The sequence below is a fragment of the Sphingomonas sp. genome (genome assembly GCF_017304635.1).
Classification (GTDB): domain Bacteria; phylum Pseudomonadota; class Alphaproteobacteria; order Sphingomonadales; family Sphingomonadaceae; genus Sphingomonas.
The window spans coordinates 62,879-80,991 of record NZ_JAFKMA010000005.1; the positions used below are offsets into that span (position 1 = coordinate 62,879).

14 protein-coding genes are annotated in these 18,113 nt (G+C 68.2%); 12 read left to right on the forward strand and 2 right to left on the reverse strand.

Annotation, left to right across the window (positions count from 1 at the left end):
- Window positions 1–45 precede the first annotated feature (45 nt).
- The gene (locus J0I47_RS13940; protein ID WP_294047572.1) at window positions 46–294 is read right to left on the reverse strand and encodes a hypothetical protein; all 249 of its coding nucleotides are present in this window, start codon (window positions 292–294) and stop codon (window positions 46–48) included.
- Window positions 295–428: 134 nt separating this feature from the next.
- On the opposite strand from J0I47_RS13940, the gene J0I47_RS13945 reads away from it, so the two are divergent.
- The 4 genes from J0I47_RS13945 to J0I47_RS13960 all read left to right on the forward strand — a co-directional run bounded on the left by J0I47_RS13945 (window position 429) and on the right by J0I47_RS13960 (window position 4,900).
- Window positions 429–1,139 carry a response regulator transcription factor gene (locus tag J0I47_RS13945; protein WP_294047573.1) on the forward strand — a complete coding sequence of 237 codons (711 nt, stop codon included), beginning with the start codon at window positions 429–431 and terminating at the stop codon, window positions 1,137–1,139.
- Complete coding sequence (locus J0I47_RS13950; RefSeq protein ID WP_294047574.1) at window positions 1,136–2,461, forward strand: ATP-binding protein; 1,326 nt, start codon at window positions 1,136–1,138, stop codon at window positions 2,459–2,461. Before J0I47_RS13945 ends, J0I47_RS13950 begins: the two co-directional genes overlap by 4 nt.
- A gap of 235 nt (window positions 2,462–2,696) precedes the next feature.
- Window positions 2,697–3,392: a carbonic anhydrase gene (locus tag J0I47_RS13955; RefSeq protein ID WP_294047575.1), complete on the forward strand. Its 696-nt coding sequence runs from the start codon at window positions 2,697–2,699 to the stop codon at window positions 3,390–3,392.
- Window positions 3,389–4,900 carry a SulP family inorganic anion transporter gene (locus J0I47_RS13960; protein WP_294047576.1) on the forward strand — a complete coding sequence of 504 codons (1,512 nt, stop codon included), beginning with the start codon at window positions 3,389–3,391 and terminating at the stop codon, window positions 4,898–4,900. The genes J0I47_RS13955 and J0I47_RS13960 overlap by 4 nt, the downstream gene beginning before the upstream one ends.
- Before the next feature lie 101 nt (window positions 4,901–5,001).
- Here J0I47_RS13960 and J0I47_RS13965 read toward each other — a convergent pair whose 3' ends face one another.
- Window positions 5,002–6,183 carry an NAD(P)/FAD-dependent oxidoreductase gene (locus J0I47_RS13965; protein WP_294047577.1) on the reverse strand — a complete coding sequence of 394 codons (1,182 nt, stop codon included), beginning with the start codon at window positions 6,181–6,183 and terminating at the stop codon, window positions 5,002–5,004.
- A gap of 241 nt (window positions 6,184–6,424) precedes the next feature.
- On the opposite strand from J0I47_RS13965, the gene J0I47_RS13970 reads away from it, so the two are divergent.
- From J0I47_RS13970 to J0I47_RS14005, 8 genes are all read left to right on the forward strand, one after another.
- On the forward strand, window positions 6,425–7,207 hold the full coding sequence (locus J0I47_RS13970; protein ID WP_294047578.1) for a sulfite exporter TauE/SafE family protein: 783 nt from the start codon (window positions 6,425–6,427) through the stop codon (window positions 7,205–7,207).
- A gap of 45 nt (window positions 7,208–7,252) precedes the next feature.
- Window positions 7,253–9,718, forward strand: a complete 2,466-nt coding sequence (locus J0I47_RS13975; RefSeq protein WP_294047579.1) for a TonB-dependent receptor — start codon at window positions 7,253–7,255, stop codon at window positions 9,716–9,718.
- Window positions 9,719–9,848: 130 nt separating this feature from the next.
- A complete protein-coding gene (locus J0I47_RS13980) occupies window positions 9,849–11,378 on the forward strand; it encodes a carboxylesterase family protein (protein ID WP_294047580.1) in 1,530 nt (509 codons plus the stop codon).
- Entirely contained in the window at window positions 11,375–12,724 is a 1,350-nt protein-coding gene (locus J0I47_RS13985; RefSeq protein WP_294047581.1) for a family 1 glycosylhydrolase, read from the forward strand. Before J0I47_RS13980 ends, J0I47_RS13985 begins: the two co-directional genes overlap by 4 nt.
- Before the next feature lie 198 nt (window positions 12,725–12,922).
- Window positions 12,923–14,500 (forward strand): AMP-binding protein, encoded by a 1,578-nt coding sequence (locus J0I47_RS13990; protein ID WP_294047582.1) that lies wholly within the window; start codon window positions 12,923–12,925, stop codon window positions 14,498–14,500.
- A gap of 144 nt (window positions 14,501–14,644) precedes the next feature.
- On the forward strand, window positions 14,645–16,918 hold the full coding sequence (locus tag J0I47_RS13995; RefSeq protein ID WP_294047583.1) for a TonB-dependent receptor: 2,274 nt from the start codon (window positions 14,645–14,647) through the stop codon (window positions 16,916–16,918).
- A 93-nt stretch (window positions 16,919–17,011) separates the two neighbouring features.
- Window positions 17,012–17,755: a TetR/AcrR family transcriptional regulator gene (locus tag J0I47_RS14000; RefSeq protein WP_294047584.1), complete on the forward strand. Its 744-nt coding sequence runs from the start codon at window positions 17,012–17,014 to the stop codon at window positions 17,753–17,755.
- A gap of 109 nt (window positions 17,756–17,864) precedes the next feature.
- A complete protein-coding gene (locus J0I47_RS14005; RefSeq protein WP_294047585.1) occupies window positions 17,865–18,098 on the forward strand; it encodes a hypothetical protein in 234 nt (77 codons plus the stop codon).
- The last annotated feature ends 15 nt before the right edge of the window (window positions 18,099–18,113 follow it).

Here is an 18,113-nt window from a genome sequence, read left to right on the forward strand (position 1 = left end):
CGTGTCGCCCTCACCCTTCCGGCAAGCGAGGGTGATCGAATATATTTAGCGCGCAACTGCGGGCGCGGTCGTCGCCTTGGCCGCTACCGTGCAGCGAGCGGGCGGCGTCATCTGACCGCGGCCGGCGCGGTGATGCGTTGCCGCCTCGACGCAGGCCGGGCGCTCGCGTGGGCGATAGGTGGCGGCGGGGGTCTTGCCGGCCGGATGCCAGACGAGTTCGTGCGTATCGGGCAGGGACTGCGCGCCGGCGGTCGCGGGCAGTGCCAGCGCGGCGAGCAGAAGGATCGGTTTCATGAGTCGGCTCCGCTTGAGTGACGCGCGGTCAGGTAGCGACCGGCGGCGGACGTCGCTTTGCGGCGGCGTAACGAAACGTTGCTGGGGCGGGTGGCGGCTTGAGATGACGCCGCAGCGGGCCTAGCGCGATCGGCATGACCGCCCCCACGATCGTCCTGGTCGAAGACGACCCGCCGCTCCGCGCGCTGACGACGCGCGCCTTGCAGGAGAACGGCTACACCGTCCGCCCCGCCGCCACCGCGCCCGAGATGTGGCGCGCGTTCGAACAGGGGCCGGTCGACCTCGTCCTGCTCGACATCATGCTGCCCGGCACCAGCGGCATCGACCTCTGCCGTGAATTGCGCCGGACCAGCGACGTGCCGATCATCTTCGTTTCGGCGAAGGGGAGCGAAACCGATCGCGTGATCGGGCTCGAACTCGGCGCCGACGATTATCTGCCGAAGCCGTTCGGCACCCGCGAACTGGTCGCGCGCGTCCGCGCGGTGCTCCGCCGCCATGCGGTCGAGCGCGCGCCGTCGGATCGCGAGAAGGGCGAGCTGGAATTCGCGCGCTGGACGGTCAACCTGCCGCGCCGCGAACTGCTGTCGCCGACCGGGGCGGTGGTCGACCTGACCGGGGCCGAGTTCGACCTGCTGGTGGCGCTGTGCGACAATGCCCAGCGCGTGATCGCGCGCGAGCGGCTGATCGAATTGTCGCGCACGCGGCTCGGCGACAGTTCCGATCGCAGCGTCGACGTGCTGGTCAGCCGGCTGCGGCGCAAGCTATCGAGCGTCGGCACCGACGCGCCGATCGTGACGGTGCGCGGGGTCGGCTACATGCTCAACGTGCCGGTGGAGCGCCGTTGACGCGCACTCCGCACCTGGCGCTCGGGCTGGTCGGGCGGATCTTCGCGATCCTGCTGCTCGCGGTGCTGGTCGAATATGGCGCCAGCACGTTCCTGTACGAGCGCGCCAGCCAGTTCTCGGTGCGGCAGGACGAATCGCATCGGCTGGCCGAGCATCTGGTGATCGCCGGCAAGCTGATCGAGGAAGAGGCGGCGGAGCGGCGCGCGGCAGCGGCGGCGGAGCTGACCACGACGCGCTACGCGATCGCGTGGCACGCGACGCTGCCCAAGCTGCCCGCGGTCGCGCCGTCGCTCGACAATCTGACGCGGCAGATCGTCGATTGGGAGCCGGAGCTTGCACGCCGCGATGTCCGCGTCGGGCTGACCTCGCCGGGCCGCGACGGGTTCATCACCGGCGCGCTGCGGCTCGCCGACGGCAGCTGGATCACCTTCCGCACGCGCCAACCGGTCGCGGCCCTCGACATGGCGGTCGGTCGCATCCTGCTCGCGCTGACCCCGGCGGTGGCGCTGATCCTGCTCGGCGGACTGCTGCTGCGGCACACGTTGCGGCCGATGCGCGACCTGCAACGCGCCGCCGATCGCGTCGGGCACGGCGCGGTCGAGGTCGAGCCGGTGCCGGAGCGGGGGCCGGGCGAAGTGCGCGACGTGGTAATCGCCTTCAACGCGATGCAGGCGCGTATCCACCGCCTGATCGCCGACCGGACGCAGGCGCTGGCCGCGGTCGGGCACGATTTCCGCACGCCGCTCGCGCGTCTGAGTCTGCGCGCCGACGCGATTCCCGACGCCGACCTGCGCGACGCGATCCGGCACGACGTGGTCGAGATGGACCAGATGGTGACGTCGCTGCTCGCCTATTTGCGCGGCGAGGACGCGAGCGAGACGGAAGCGCTTGCCGCGACCGACGTCGCGGTGATGTGCGCGACGTTGGTGGACGATGTCTGCGACCAAGGCGGCGAGGCGCGCTACGACGGTCCCGACCATTGCGAGGTCGCGGTGCGGCGCGGGATGCTGAAGCGCGCGCTGACTAACCTGATCGACAATGCGCAGCATTACGGCACGAAGATCGAGGTCACGCTGGCCGAGACGCCCGACGCCATCGCCATCACCGTCGCCGACGACGGCCCCGGCATCCCGGCGGCGGACCGCGATCGCGCGTTGCAGCCGTTCGTCCGGCTCGACCCGGCGCGCGCGCGCGACACGCAGGGGTTCGGGCTCGGCCTCGCGATCGTCCAGCGCGCGGTGGCGGCGCATGAGGGGACGTTGACGCTCGACACCGCGCCGCTGGGTGGGCTGGAGGTTCGGATCACCTTGCCGCGTAGTTAGAATGTTTGAAACGTGCTGACGCACGTTTGCGGTGCCGGCCCGCTCCCCCACCCGGCCTCCCATCTATAATACTCTGTGGGTGGCCGGGTGAGAGAGTGGGCCGGCACCGCTCATGAAACGCGCCCTTTCGCGCGTTTCGCAAACCCGTACGCCAGCAACACTTCCTTACGCTTGCGCTGCACGGCGGAAAATTCCGGGCGCTAGCTATCCGGCTCCAACCAAGAGGAGCTTCCCCGTGAACGACGTGATCGGCCGCGTATTCGACTTCGAAAAGCGCGTCTTCCCCAGCAAGAACGATCTCTATGCCAAGCTCGCCATCCACGGCCAGAGCCCCAAGGCGCTGATGATCTCCTGCGCCGACAGCCGCATCGTCCCCGAACTCATCATGCAGGCCGATCCCGGCGACCTGTTCGTATGCCGCAACGCCGGCAACATCGTCCCGCCGTTCGCGACGCAGAACGGCGGCGTGTCGTCGACCGTCGAATATGCGGTGGCGGCACTCGGCGTGCGGGACATCATCGTGTGCGGCCATTCCGACTGCGGCGCGATGAAGGCGCTGGTCAATCCGGAGATGCTGGAGGGCATGCCCAACGTCACCGCCTGGCTGCGCCACAGCCATGCCGCGGAGTGCGTCGTGAAGGCCGCCTACGGCACGCTCGCGCCGGCGGAGAAGGTCCGCGCGGCCAGCCTGGAGAACGTCGTGGTCCAGCTCGCGCACCTGCGCACGCATCCCTCCGTCGCGGCCGGCATCGCGCGTGGCGAGATTTCTCTGCACGGCTGGTTCGTCGACATCCATGCGGGCCAGGTGCTCGCGCTCGACGGCGAGACCGGGCGGTTCAGCCCGATCCGCGACGGCCAGAAGCTGCCGGTCGCGCTGGCCGCGGCACAGCGTCTGGCGATGGACGAACCGCAGCTGGAGGCGGCGGAATGAGCAGCGCCGCCGTCCCCAAGACCGGCTTTCTGGCGCGGGACTTCACTGCGTCGATCGTCGTGTTCCTGGTCGCGATGCCACTCTGCATGGGCATCGCGATCGCGTCGGGCGTCCCGCCCGAAAAGGGCCTGATTACCGGCATCATCGGCGGCATCGTCGTCGGCGCGCTGGCGGGTTCGCCGCTCCAGGTCAGCGGCCCCGCCGCGGGCCTGGCGGTCATCGTCTTCGAGCTCATCCGCGACCAGGGCCTGTCCGCGCTCGGCCCGATCCTGATCCTGGCGGGCGCGATCCAGGTGCTGGCGGGCATCTTCAAGCTCGGCGGCTGGTTCCGCGCGATCTCGCCCGCGGTCGTCCACGGCATGCTCGCCGGGATCGGCGTGCTGATCGTGGTCGGCCAATTCCACGTGCTGTTCGACGCCAAGCCGATGTCGAGCGGGCTCGACAACCTGGCCGCGATGCCGGGGCGCCTGCTCGGGCTCGATCCAGCCAATGCGGCGGCGACCGAAATGGCGCTGGTCGTGGCGCTGCTGACGATCGGCGTGATGATCGGGTGGGAGAAATTCCGTCCGCAGGCGCTGCGGCTGGTGCCGGGCGCGTTGCTCGGCGTCGTTGCCGGGACGCTCGTCGCCGTCGCGTTCGGTCTCGACGTGACGCGCGTCAACGTACCCGAATCGATCGCGTCGGCGGTCAGCGTTCCCGACGCCTCGATCTTCGCCAAGTGGCTCGACCCGTCGATCCTGCTGGCGGCGCTCGCGATCGCCTTCATCGCCTCGGCCGAAACGTTGCTGTCGGCGGCGGCGGTCGACAAGATGCACGACGGGGTGCGCACCGATTACAACAAGGAACTGCGCGCGCAGGGCGTCGGCAACCTGTTGTGCGGTGCGGCCGGCGCGTTGCCGATGACCGGCGTGATCGTGCGCTCGTCCGCCAACGTCCAGGCGGGCGCGGCGACGCGGCTGTCGGCGATGCTCCACGGCGTCTGGATCCTGGGCTTCGTCGCGCTGCTGCCGTGGCTGCTGCGCGAGATTCCGATGGCGGCGCTCGGCGCGGTGCTGGTGGTGACCGGATACAAGCTCGTCAATCTCAAGCACGTCCGCGAACTGTTCAAGCATCACGGCGTGTTGCCCGCGGTGATCTGGGCGGCGACGCTGATCGTGGTGGTGGCGGAGGATCTGCTGACCGGCGTGCTGGTCGGGATCAGCCTGTCGCTGATCGAGGTGATCCCGCACATCCGCCGCCTGAAGCTCGGCGTCGCGCATGACGAGCACGACGATCGCGTCGCGGTCCGGCTGTCGGGCTCGGCCACCTTCGTCCAGTTGCCCAAGCTGAGCGACGCGCTCGACCGTGTGCCGGCGGACAAGCCGGTCACGATCGACGGGACGCAGCTGGCGGCGGTCGATCACACCTGTGCCGAGTTGCTGCGCGATTGGTTGGCGCGCCGCCGCTCGGGCCAGCACGACGTCAGCGTGGTGGGCGGCACCGGCCCGCTCGCCAAGCTGGCGGCGTGAACCGCGCGGCCCCGGAGACCCTTCCCCTCCGGGGCTGCGTTAGGTTGGGAAACTCGCGGAAGAGCGAGTTTCCGGGCGGCAGCGCGTCAGCTAAAGACTCCTTAAATCCCCTGCGCCGCGGCCCAGCCGCTCGCCCAGGCCCATTGGAAATTGTAGCCGCCGAGCCAGCCGGTCACGTCGACCGCCTCGCCGATCACGTGCAGGCCGGGCAAGTGCCGCGCCGACAGGTCGCGCTGGTTGAGGCCGTCGGTGGCGACGCCGCCGACCGTGACTTCGGCCTTGGCGAACCCCTCGGTGCCGTTGGGCCGGAAGCGCCAGTCGCGCAGCCGCGCCTCATGCTCGCCGAGCGCGGCATCGCGCAACGCGCCGATCATCTCGCCCCCGCCGATCCGCTCGGCCAATGTCTCGGCAAGGCGTTGCGGGAGCAATGTGGACAGTATGCGGCGCATCGGCGCGTTGGGCTGGGCGCGCTTGGCTTCGCGCAGCCAGCCGGCGGCCTGTCCGGGCAGGAAGTCGATCGCGACCTCCTGCCCGTGCCGCCAATAGGACGACACTTGCAGGATCGCCGGACCCGATAACCCGCGATGCGTGAACAGTGCCGCCTCGGCGAACGCGGCTGTCCCGCACCGCGCGACCACCGGCACCGCGACCCCCGACAGCGAGCGGAACAGCGCCTCGTCGCCCGGCAGCGTCAGCGGGACCAGCGCCGGACGCGGCTCGACCACCTTCAGCCCGAACTGGCGCGCGAGATCATAGGCGAAGCCGGTCGCGCCGAGCTTGGGGATCGACGGCCCGCCGGTCGCGATCACCAGTGCAGGGGCGGCATAGGTACCGCCATCGGTCGCCACGCGGAACGTACCGTCGGCGTGGCTCACGTCGCGGATCGGCTCGCCCAGTCGCAGCGTGACGCCGCCGCTGTCGCATTCATCGAGCAGCATCCGCACGATTTGCCGCGCCGATCCATCGCAGAACAATTGGCCCAGCGTCTTCTCATGCCAGGCGATGCGGTGGCGCTCGACCAGATCAAGGAAATCGTGCGGCGAATAGCGGCCGAGCGCCGACTTCGCGAAGTGCGGGTTGGCCGACAGATAGCGGTCGGGCGCGGCCTCCAGATTGGTGAAGTTGCACCGCCCACCGCCGGAGATCACGATCTTGGCGCCTGGTTCGGGACGGTGGTCGATGACGACGACGCGCCGCCCGCGCTGGCCGGCGACCGCCGCGCACATCAGCCCCGCGCCGCCGGCGCCGAGCACGATCGCATCGAAGGGAGTGGCAGCGGCCATGCTCGTCCCTGCCATGCCCTGCCCATCCGCAAAAGCATTGTATGGCTGCTGCTGCCCGCAATGACCGTTCGGCTCGGTGCCCGGAATGGCAATTTCTTCCAACGGATCGATCGAAAGCGAAAAGATCGTGCGCTTTAATTCCCATTAAAACGATGGATTATTTTGCCGCCTGCCGACTAGTTTTCGGCATGCCGTCGACGCCGAATCCCTATCGATCGCTGCCGGTGCCGAAGGCGGTCCAATGATCCTGTCGGTCGACCCGCTCTATGCCATTGCCGGGCTTGCGGTCGGGTTACTGGTCGGGCTGACCGGAGTCGGCGGCGGGTCGCTGATGACGCCGGTGCTGGTGCTGGCGTTCGGGTTCCATCCGGTGACGGCGGTCGGCACCGACCTGCTCTATGCCTCGGTCACCAAGGCGGCGGGGACCGCCGTGCACGGCGTCAGCGGCACGGTCGACTGGAAGATCGTCCGTCGGCTGGCGCTGGGCAGCGTGCCGGCGACCGCGCTGACCCTGCTCGGGCTCGCCTATCTCGGCCGCCATTTCGACGGGACGCAGCACGTCGTCTCGGTCACGCTGGGCGTAGCGCTGATCCTGACCGCGCTGGCGACGATCTATCGCCGCCGCATCCTGCTTCACTTCGCGCCGCGGTTCGAGCGCGTGGTGCCGGCGCAGATCCGCCGCTGGACGATCCTGCTGGGCGCGGTGCTCGGTGTGCTGGTCTCGCTGTCGTCGGTCGGCGCGGGCGCGCTCGGCATGACGGTGCTGCTCGTCCTCTATCCGCGCCTGCCGGTCGGCCGGCTGGTCGGGACCGATATCGCGCACGCCGTGCCGCTGACGCTGATCGCCGGGCTCGGCCATTGGGCGATGGGGTCGGTGGACGGCGCGTTGCTGGTCTCGCTGCTCGTCGGGTCGATCCCGGGGATCGTGATCGGCAGCCTGATCTCGAGCCGCGTCTCCGATCGGTTCCTGCAACCGGTGCTGGCCGGCACGCTCCTCGTCGTCGGGGGACGGCTCCTCCTGTGATCGCCGTGCGATCCACCTCATCATTGCCCAAGGGGATTACGGACAATGCTCGCTTCTCTGCCGCTCCTGCTCGCCGCCGCCGCACCCTCGGCCGTCGCCGCGGGCGACCGCCCCGCACCGCCGCCGCCACCCGCGCCCGTTGACGCGCAGGCCGACCCGCAAGCGGCGCCGAAGAGCGAGGGCGATATCGTCATCACCGCGCGTCGCCGCAGCGAACGGCTTCAGGACGTGCCGATCGCCGTGTCGGTGCTGTCGGGGGAGACGATCGCGAATACCGGCGCCTACAACATCAACCGGCTCCAGACGCTCCAGCCCTCGCTGCAATTCTATTCGAGCAACCCGCGCAACTCGGCGATTAACATCCGCGGGCTCGGCGCGCCGTTCGGGCTGACCAACGACGGCATCGAACAGGGCGTCGGCCTGTATATCGACCAGGTCTATATCGGCCGGATCGGCGCCTCGACCTTCGATTTCGTCGACGTCGACCGCGTCGAGGTGCTGCGTGGGCCGCAGGGGACGCTGTACGGCAAGAACACGACGGCGGGCGCGGTCAACATCACCACCAAGAAACCGAGCCTCGCCACACCCGACGCGACCTTCGAGGCGAGCACCGGCAATTACGGGCTGGTCCAGATCAAGGCATCGGCCTCGGCGCCGATCGCGACCGATACGCTCGGCGTGCGCGTCTCGACCTCGGTCACGCGGCGGGGCGGGACGATCTACGATACGGCGACCGGCAGCAACTTGCAGAAGCAGGACAATCTGAGCCTGCGCGGGCAATTGCTGTGGCAGGCGACGCCGCGGCTCGACCTCACGCTGTCGGCCGACTTCAGCCTGCAGAATCCGTTCTGCTGCGTCCAATATTATGCCCGGGTCGGCGCGACGCAGCGCGCGGTCAACCGTCAGTACGCCGCACTCGCCGCCGCGGCCGGCTATCGCCCGCCGAGCTTCGATCCGTTCGATCGCGTGACCGATCTGGATGCGACGATCAATTCGCGGCAGGAAGTCGGGGGGCTGTCGCTGGTCGGCGACTGGGACGTCGGCGGGGCGACGATCACCTCGGTCACCGCCTGGCGCTATTGGGACTGGCAACCGGCCAACGACCGCGACTTCACCGGCCTGCCGATCACCACGGTGTCGCAGAATCCGTCGCAGCAGAAGCAATTCTCCCAGGAACTGCGGATCGGCTCGACCGGCAAGCGACGGCTCAACTACACGTTCGGCGCGTTCTTCTTCGACCAGACGATCGATACGCAAGGGTCGCAGGTGCAGGGCCCGGCGGCGAGCGCGTGGCTGCTCAACCCGACCAGTGCGGGGGGCAAGGATCCGCTGACGCTGAACGGGCTGACCAGCACCAACACGATCCATTTCAGCAACCAGAGCGTCGCGCTGTTCGGCAAGCTCAACTGGGAAGCGGCGCCGAAGCTCCACATCCAGCCGGGCCTGCGGGTCAATTACGATCGCAAGTCGGGGTTCTATGAGGCGATCGTCAGCATCCGCAACGCGCGGTACAATTTCGTCGCGACGGCCGACAATGTCGCCGCGTTGCTCGCCAGCGGCGCGGCGACCGCCGACCAGCTCAACACGCTGGCGCCGCAACGCTACGCGCCGCGGTTCAGCGCGTGGAACCTGTCGGGCGACCTGACGCTGTCGTACGATCTCGCCCCCGACGCGCATGTCTATGCGACCTATGCCAAAAGCTTCAAATCGGGCGGGATCAACCTGTCGGGCCTGCCGCTCAACGCGAACAATACCGGCGTTGACCTGACGACCGAGACGGTGAAGCCGGAAAAGGTCGACCATTTCGAACTGGGCCTGAAGACGCAGTTCCTGAACCGCCGCGTGACCTTCAACCTTGCCGCGTTCTGGGATGCGATCCACGATTACCAGGCGACGGTGAACAACGGCCAGACGACGGTGATCCGCGGCTATCTCGCCAATGCGGGCCTGGTGCGGGTGCGCGGGGTCGAGTTCGACAGCGCGTTCCGGCCGAGCCCGCGGCTGAACCTCTACGTCAACGGCGCGCTGACCGACGCCAAATACGTCCGCTTCACCAACGCGCCGTGCCCGCCCGAACTGTCGGGCGGCAGCCCCGCGCTGAACGGCGCGACACCCGGCGCGGCGGGGGTGGCGGGTGCGCTCAGCCCGCTGACCTGCGATATCTCGGGGCAGATCCTGCCCGGCATCTCCAAATATGCGCTGTCCTGGGGCGGGGAGGTCAACCAGCCGGTCGCGGGCGGGCAAGTGTATCTCGGGTATGACGGCAGCTATCGCTCCAAATTCTCGTCCAACCCGTCGCGGTCGGCCTATACCGATATCGACGGCTATTCGCTGTCGAACATCCGGTTCGGGTTCCGCAAGGATCGCTGGAACCTGTTCGGCTGGGTCCGCAACCTGTTCGACAAGCAGTATTTCGAGCTGCTGAGCACGCAGTCGGGCAGCACCGGGCTGATCGTCGGCCAGCCGGGTGACCCGCGCACCTATGGCGGGACGTTCCGGATCAGCTTCTGACGCTGCGCCGTCCGGCGCATCACGAGAAAACAACGCGGCGCATATTGACTAACGGATGAATTAATATCCTATTGGACGCAGACGGATCGCGAGGCCGGCTCGACGATCCGCGTCCGAGGGAGAGAGTTCGATGCTTCAGCGCCTGTTGCTCGCGATGGCCGCGCCGGTTGTCCTGGCAGCCGCCACCCCCGCGCTGGCCCAGGCGTCGCCGACGCAGGCCGCGACCGATGCCGGGACGCTCGCGGGCACTGTCGAAGGTCCGCTGGTCGTGTTCAAGGGCATTCCCTACGCCGCGCCGCCGGTCGGCCCGTTGCGCTGGAAGGCGCCGCAGCCGGCAACGCACTGGAGCGGCGTCCGCCCGGCCACCAGATACGGCTATGCCTGCCCGCAGGACGGCGCGCACAAGGAACCCTGGGCGCAGGTCGGGCCGCAGAGCGAGGACTGCCTGTTCCTCAACGTCTGGCGGCCCAAGGCGCCGGGCACATATCCGGTGATGGTGTTCATCCACGGCGGCGGCTTTACCTATGGCGCGGCCGGCGTGCCGCTGTACGACGGCGCGGCGCTGGCGAAGCGCGGAGTGGTGCTGGTCACGATCAACTATCGGCTCGGCCGGCTCGGCTTTTTCGCGCATCCGGCACTGACTCGCGAAGACCCCAACGGCCAGCTCGGCAATTACGGCGTGATGGACCAGATCGCCGCGCTGCGCTGGGTCCGGCGCAACATCGCGAGTTTCGGCGGCGATGCGGGCAACGTCACCATCTTCGGCGAATCGGCCGGGGCGGGGACGGTCCAGATCATGATGGGGTCGCCGGCCTCGCGCGGGCTGTTCCACAAGGCGATCTCGGAAAGCGGATCGGGGATCAGTGCCTTGTTCCCGATCCGGGGCGGGGCGATCAACGCGGAGAAGGTCGGCCAGATGTGGACCGACAGTCTGGGGCTGAAGGATGCGACGCCCGACCAGCTTCGCGCGATCCCGCTGGCCGATGTCATCAGGAACGGCCGCTCGTTCCCGTTCATCGACGGCAAGGTCGTGACGCGCAGCCCGGGCGATCCGTTCTACCACAACCAGGAAATGCGCATCCCGCTCATCATCGGCGGCAATTCGAACGAATCGAGTCTCGGCGGGATGACCGAGGCGGCGGCGAAGGCGCTGCTCGGCGCCGAGTTTCCCGCCCTGCAGCAGGGCTATATCGCGATGACCGGCAAGCCGAGCGCGGCCGCGACGATCGACCTGGCCGAGGATGCCGGCTTCGTCCTGCCCTCGTTCGCGCTGGCCGACCGCCACGCCGCGAACGGCAATCGCGCGTACGTCTATTATTTCGATCAGGTGCCGGTCGATCTGCGTCCGACCGCCGCCGGTACCGACCATGGCGGCGAGATCGAATATGTGTTCGGGACGCGGCCGGTCGAGCATCGCTGGGACGCACGCGACGCGCAGGTGTCGACGCTGATGGGCGATTACTGGGTCCGCTTCGCCCGCACCGGCGATCCCAATGGCGGCGGCGCGCCGCGCTGGCCGGCGGTGACGACGCTGCCGACGACGTATCTGTCGGTGAGCGCGACAACCGAGGTCAAGCGGCTCCAGCCGGTGCAGGAGAAAGCGAAGGCAAACGCGATGGGCGGCGCACAGAAGCAATGGGCGGCGATGCCGATGCCTTGAGGCGCGAGGCCGATCAGGAGCAGCTGATGACCTACACACCATCTCGTCGCGATCTGGTCGCCAGTGCCGCCGGCCTGATCGCCGCGCCGTCCGCATTGGCGCATCCGGCGCGCGCGACCGGCCGTCGCGCGCCGCCGGGCTTCCTGTGGGGCACCGCCATCTCCGCGCACCAGAGCGAGGGCGGCAACACCAATTCGGACAGCTGGCTGCTCGAGAACATCACGCCGACCGCGTTCAAGGGCCCGTCGGGCGACGCCTGCGACAGTTATCATCGCTACGCCCAGGATCTCGACATCGCGGCCGGATTGGGGCTCAACTGCTACCGCTTCGGGATCGAATGGGCGCGGATCGAGCCGGCGCCGGGCATGTTTTCCGAAGCCGCGCTCGATCACTACGAACGCGTGCTGGCGGCGTGCCACGCGCGCAACCTGCTGCCGATCGTCACGTACAACCACTTCACGGTGCCGCTGTGGTTCGCGATGCGCGGCGGGTTCGAGGCGGCGGACGCGGCCGATTTGTTCGCGCGCTTCTGCGGCGAGACGACCAAGCGACTGGGGCCGCTGATCGGCATGGCCTCGACCTTCAACGAAGCGAACATCGTGCTGTTGCGCAAGGTCCTGCCGCGCTTCGCCAGCGATGCCGCCGCGCAGCGCGCCCGCGACATGATCGCGGCGGCGAAGCGCCAGACCAATTCGCCCGCCTTCTCGTCGATGCTGTTCGGCGATCCCGACCGGATCAGCGCGGTGATGCTCGACGCGCATGCCCGGGGCTATGCCGCGATCAAGGCGGGGCCGGGCGATTTCCCGGTCGGCGTCACGCTGTCGATGCAGGAGATCCAGGGCGTCGGCCCGAACAACCGCGCCGCGCAGGCCGAAGCGACCATGTATGGCGGCTGGATCGAGGCGGCCCGGGCGTCCGATTTCATCGGGGTGCAGACCTATTCGCGGCTGCGGATCGGCGACAGGGGGCTGTTGCCACCCGACGGCAGCGTGCCGTTGACCGACATGGGGTATGAAAACTACCCGTCCGCGATCGGGGCGTGCCTGCGTTACGCCGCCGAGCATATCGGCAAGCCGGTCTATCTGACCGAGACCGGGATCGGGACGACCGACGACGCCGCGCGCGCGACGTTCATCGAGGCGACGATCGCGGAAGTGGCCAAGTGCATCGCCGACGGCATCGACGTGAAGGGCTACCTCTATTGGTCGCTGCTCGACAATTTCGAGTGGACGTCGGGCTATGCCAAGCGATTCGGGCTGGTGTCGGTCGATCGCCGGACGTTTCAGCGGACTCCGAAACCCAGCGCCCATATCCTCGCGGCGCATGCCCGCGCGAACCGGCTCTGACCATTCTGCCTCACAATAAACTCACTGATGCATGAATGAATATTGACAGCGAGGCGTCTAACCTGTCATCTATCCCCGACCATGCGCCGCAGAGCGCGGTCGAGTGAGGAGTGGGGAAGATGAGGGGCCGGACCGACAGCAGAGCCGCCATGTGCCGGAGCGGCGATCCCGCGCTTTCGATCGCCGGAGCCGCCTGAGATGCAGCCGTTCCCGCTCCTGCTGCACAAGTTCATCGATCATGCCGCCACGTGGCACGGCGCGACCGAGATCGTCACCGGCGGCACCGACGTCGCGGGCCGGATCGGCTATGCCGCGTTGCGCGATCGCGCGCGGGCGATGTCCGGTGCGTTCGCCGCGCTCGGCCTGATCTTCGGCGATCGTATCGCGACGCTGGCCTGGAACAGCCAGGCGCACATGGAGGCGTGGTACGGCGCGCTCGGGCTCGGCATCGTCGTTCACACGCTCAATCCGCGGATCGGCGCCCCGCAACTGATCGACATGGTGCGCCAGGTGAGCGACCGCGTGCTGGTCGCGAGCGCCGATCAGGCCGACGCGGTCGCGGCGATCGTCACCGCCTGCCCGACCATCGAACATGTCGTGATCCTCGACGAACCCGGCACCGCCCATCTGCCGCGTCCCGACGTGACGCGCGTGCGGGTGTGGGAGCAGCAGGCGTTGCTCGACGCGCACGGCGGCGACGCGGTCGCGTGGGGCGGGTTCGACGAGAATGCCGATGCCGGGCTGTGCTTCACCTCGGGCACGACCGGCGCGCCGAAGGGCGTGGTCTACACCCATCGCTCCAACTATCTGCAAACGCTGACGCTTTTGCAGACCGACGTCATGGCGCTCAGCATGCACGAAACGGTGCTGGCGGCGGTGCCGATGTTCCACGCCAATGGCTGGGGGCTGGCGTTCGCCGCGCCGGCGGCGGGGGCGAAGTTCGTCCTGCCGGCACGGCATACCGACGGCGCCAGCCTGGCGCGGCTGATCGCCGACGAAGGCGTCACCACTGCGGTCGGCGTCGCGACGGTCTGGCTCGGGCTGATCGAGCATCTCGACGCGACGGGCGGCGAACTGCCGAGCCTGCGCCGTGTCGTGCTCGGCGGGTCGGCGGTGCCGCAGGCGTTGATGGACCATATCGAGCGCCGGCTGGGCGTGACCGTCCAGACCAGTTGGGGGATGACCGAATTGTCGCCCCTCGGCACGATCTCGCCGATCGGATCGCACAATCGCGACTCGTCGCGGTCGGGCCGGCCGCCGGTCGGGATCGACCTGCGCGTGACCGATGCGGAGGGGACGCCGCTTGGCCAGCAGCGCGGGCAGGAAGGGCGATTGCAGGTCAAGGGCGCGAGCGTCGTCGACCGCTATTTCGGGCAGGCCGAGCTCGCCACCGACGCCGACGGCTGGTTCGACACGGGCGACCTCGCGGTGATCGATCCCTCGGGCGATCTGTCGATCACCGGCCGGTCGAAGGACCTCATCAAGTCGGGTGGCGAATGGATCAACCCCGGCGAGATCGAGGCGATCGTCGGCGCGCTGCCCAGCGTGGCGCTGGTCGCCGTGATCGGTCGCGCGCATCCCAAATGGGGCGAGCGCCCGGTGCTGGTGCTGGAGGAGCGCGCCGATCACGCCGTCAGCGACGCGCAGCTCGCCGCCGCGCTCGACGGTCGCATCCCGCGCTGGTGGATGCCCGATGCGGTGGTCCGGCTGGCGCGCATGCCGCTCGCCTTCACCGGCAAGATCGACAAGCAGCAGCTTCGCCGCGAACTCGGCTGAGCGGGGGTGTGGCGCCGCGGGCACAGTTGGGCCGCGATCCGCCGATAATACTGATTGATGTGTGAATGAACATTGACGCTACGGCATGGTGCTGTATCGAGAAGACCAAGCACCCGAGAGTGCGATATGGATGGGGAGGTTTTTATGAAGGCAGGTTTCTGGCTGTCGGTTTCGGTCGCGGCCCTGATGAGCACGGGGGTCGCCAGCGCGCAGACCGCACCGGCTCCCGACCAGACGACCACCGATCCGGCCGCCGCGTCACAGCCCAGCGCCACGACCGATCAGGACATCGTCATCACCGCCGAGCGCCGCTCGACCAGCTTGCAGCGCACCGGCGTCGCCGCCTCGGTGCTGACCGGCGAGGACCTGACGCGCAAGAGCATCAACACCGTCGAACAGCTCCAGTTCGCGACACCCTCGCTGACGGTCAACACGTCGGGCCAGTCGAACAGCTTCAACATCCGCGGGATCGGCAAGACCGAGATCACCAGCTCGATCGGCGTCGGTGTCGTCACCTATCGTGACGGCGTCGCGACCTTCCCGGGCTATTTCCAGACCGAGCCCTATTACGACATCGCTTCGGTCGAGGTGCTGCGCGGGCCGCAGGGCACCTTCGCCGGCGGCAACGCGACCGGCGGCGCGGTGTTCATCAGCGAGACGAACCCGTCGATGGATCGCGTCAAGGGCTATGCGCTGGCGCAATACGGCAATTACAACGACGTGAAGCTGCAAGGCGCGATCAACCTGCCGGTCAGCGACACGTTGGCGGTGCGCGTCGCCGCCAATTACGAAGGGCGCGACACGTTCTTCAAGGTGACCGGGCCGTGGACCGGCAATCCCGGCAACCTCAATTCGATCAGCGGTCGCGTGAGCCTGTTGTGGCAGCCCGACTCGCACCTGCGCGTGGCGATCAAGGGCGATTACAACAACGTCGATTATGGCGGCTTCCCCAACACGCCGGCCTATTTCAGCAGGAACGGCCTGTCGCTGGCCGCCGGCGGCATCCCGGTCGCGAACACCGCCGATCCGTTCATCGTCACCAGCAACGCCGATTTGTCGGGCAAGGACGAGTTCGGCCGCATCTCCGCCAACATCAGCTACACGTTCGACAGCGGGCTCGTGATCCGCTCGATCTCGGCGTACCAGCACGGCACCACGCAGGAGACGCTCGACGCCGACGGCACCGCGACCGGCAATCCCGGCATCGCCTCGGGGAACTCGACGTTCCAGGATTTCGCCCGCGAGCACATCTGGTCGCAGGAACTCAACATCGTCTCGCCCGACAGCAACCGCTTCACCTGGCTGCTCGGCGGCTATTTGCAGCGCGACAGCTATAATTTTCCGCCCAACGGCGGTTATCGCTCGCTGACCGACGCGGGCACGCTGCGCTCGCTCGAAATCATCGGCACCAATCCGCACACGGCGACCGCCGCGTTCGGCCAGATCGGCTACAAGCTGACCGACGGCCTGCAACTGACGCTGGGCGGGCGCTGGTCGCGGACGACGTCGCGCAATGACGTCATCTACCCTGCGACGCTCTTCATCGGGTTCCTCTACACCTACAACCCGCCGATCTCGCAGCACGATTTCTTCTCGAGCAGCAACGTCGACGGCAAGGTCGCGCTGAACTGGACGATCGACCAGAACAACTTCCTCTACGCCTTCGCGGCGACGGGGACGAAGGCGGGCGGGCTGAACGGCGCGAACTTCTTCGGCGTGACCCCGCGCGCTTTTTCGCCGGAGCGAGTGACCGACTATGAGGTCGGCTACAAGGGGACGCTGCTGAACGGTCACCTGCGCACGCAGATCGGCGGCTATTACAACATCTATCGCAACTTCCAGGTCGCGATCGTCGATCCGCTGACGCCCAACTACAGCTCGATCTTCAACGTGCCGCAGCCGACCAAGCTCTACGGTCTCGAAGCGTCGGCGCAGGGCTCGTTCGGCGCGTTCCAGTTCGACTTCTCGACCTCGGTGTCGCATTCGGAAGTCGGCCAGTTCTTCGCCCGCGACCCGCGCATCGCGACCAGCGGTGCGTGCGATCCGACCACCGGACCGGGCACCGCGACCTGCATCAACGTCGGCGGGCGGCGGCAAACCTATTCGCCGCAATTCACGCTGAGCGTCGGCGCGCAATACGCCATCCCGCTGGGCGACGGCGTCACGCTGACCCCGCGCGCCGACTATGCCCATATTTCGGGCGTGTGGGCGACGTTGTTCCAGCGTGCCGACCTGGGCGACTACCTGCCGGAGCGGAACATCGTGAACGCGCAGTTGACGCTGGCGATGCGCGACTGGTCGATCGCGGGGTACAGCACCAACCTGACCGACCAGCATTACATCGGCTCGCTCAACGGCACGCGCCGCCTGGCCGCGGCGCCGCGCCAGTACGGCATCCGGGTCAGCCACAACTTCTAACGGGGAGGCTCCCCGCGCGGTCCGGTTCGCCGGGCCGCGCGGGATTCTTCGCCGGGTGCTGGCGTTGATGGCGGAGCGCCGTATATCGGCAGCGTGTTTTTTTCCGATGAGGCCGGGATCGTTCCCGGCCGCGAGGGAGCGATGACGACGGCGCCGAAACCCAAGCGACGGACCAAGGCGGAACAACGCGCCGAGAGCCTCGAGCAGATTCTCGACGCGGCCGAATATCTGTTCGCCGAACACGGCCTGTATGGCGTCACGCTGAAGGACGTGGCGCAGCGGGTCGGCGTCCACACCTCGCTGCTGCATTATTATTTCGACGACAAGAAAGCGCTGTTCGACGCCGTGGTCGCGCGCCGCGCGCCGGTCACGATCGAGCGGCGGATGGATGCGCTGGCCGCGTACGAGCGCGATTGCGGCGGCAAGCCGACCGTCGAAGGGGCGTTGCGCGCCTATCTCGACACCGACCTCGACCTCTACAGCCAGCCCGACGAGGGCTGGCGGCGCTACGGCGCGCTGGGCGCGCTGATGAGCAACACCCCGCAATGGGGCGCCGAACTGATGGACATGCATTTCGACGGCGTCGTGCTGCGGCTGATCGACCTGCTGCGTCAGGCCTTGCCGGAATGCCCGGACGAGGATCTGTTCTGGGGATATCATTTCGTCACCGGCGCGCTGATGCTGACGCTGGCGCGGACCGGGCGGATCGACAAATTGTCGGGCGGCCTGTGTCGGTCGGACGATTTCGAGGCGGTAAAGGAACGGATGGCGCACTTCATGGCGGCCGGGTTCATGGCGGTATGCCGGGACCGGGCGACGGCGCGCGGCGCGACCTAACGCACGATAGTATTCGGCGGCGGCTGTGCTATCGGTCGCGCCGGGCAGGGGGATATGGCAGCGGCGGCGCGCACGCGACCGGCGCTGAGCGACCAAGGAAGGACTGCCAATGAAAGTCTATGCCAAGTCCCTTATCGTCCTCGCCGTCGCGGCGGGTGCCGTCGGCGTCAATGCTCCGGCCAACGCCAAGGGTTGCATCCGTGGCGCGGTCGCGGGCGGCGTCGCCGGGCATTATGCGCATCACCATGCGATCGCCGGCGCCATGGCCGGCTGCGCGGCGGGCCACTATTACTACAAGCACAAGGCCGCAGCGGCGGCGCGCGCGCAAGCGACGCATCGCTGATTCGATCGTCACGGG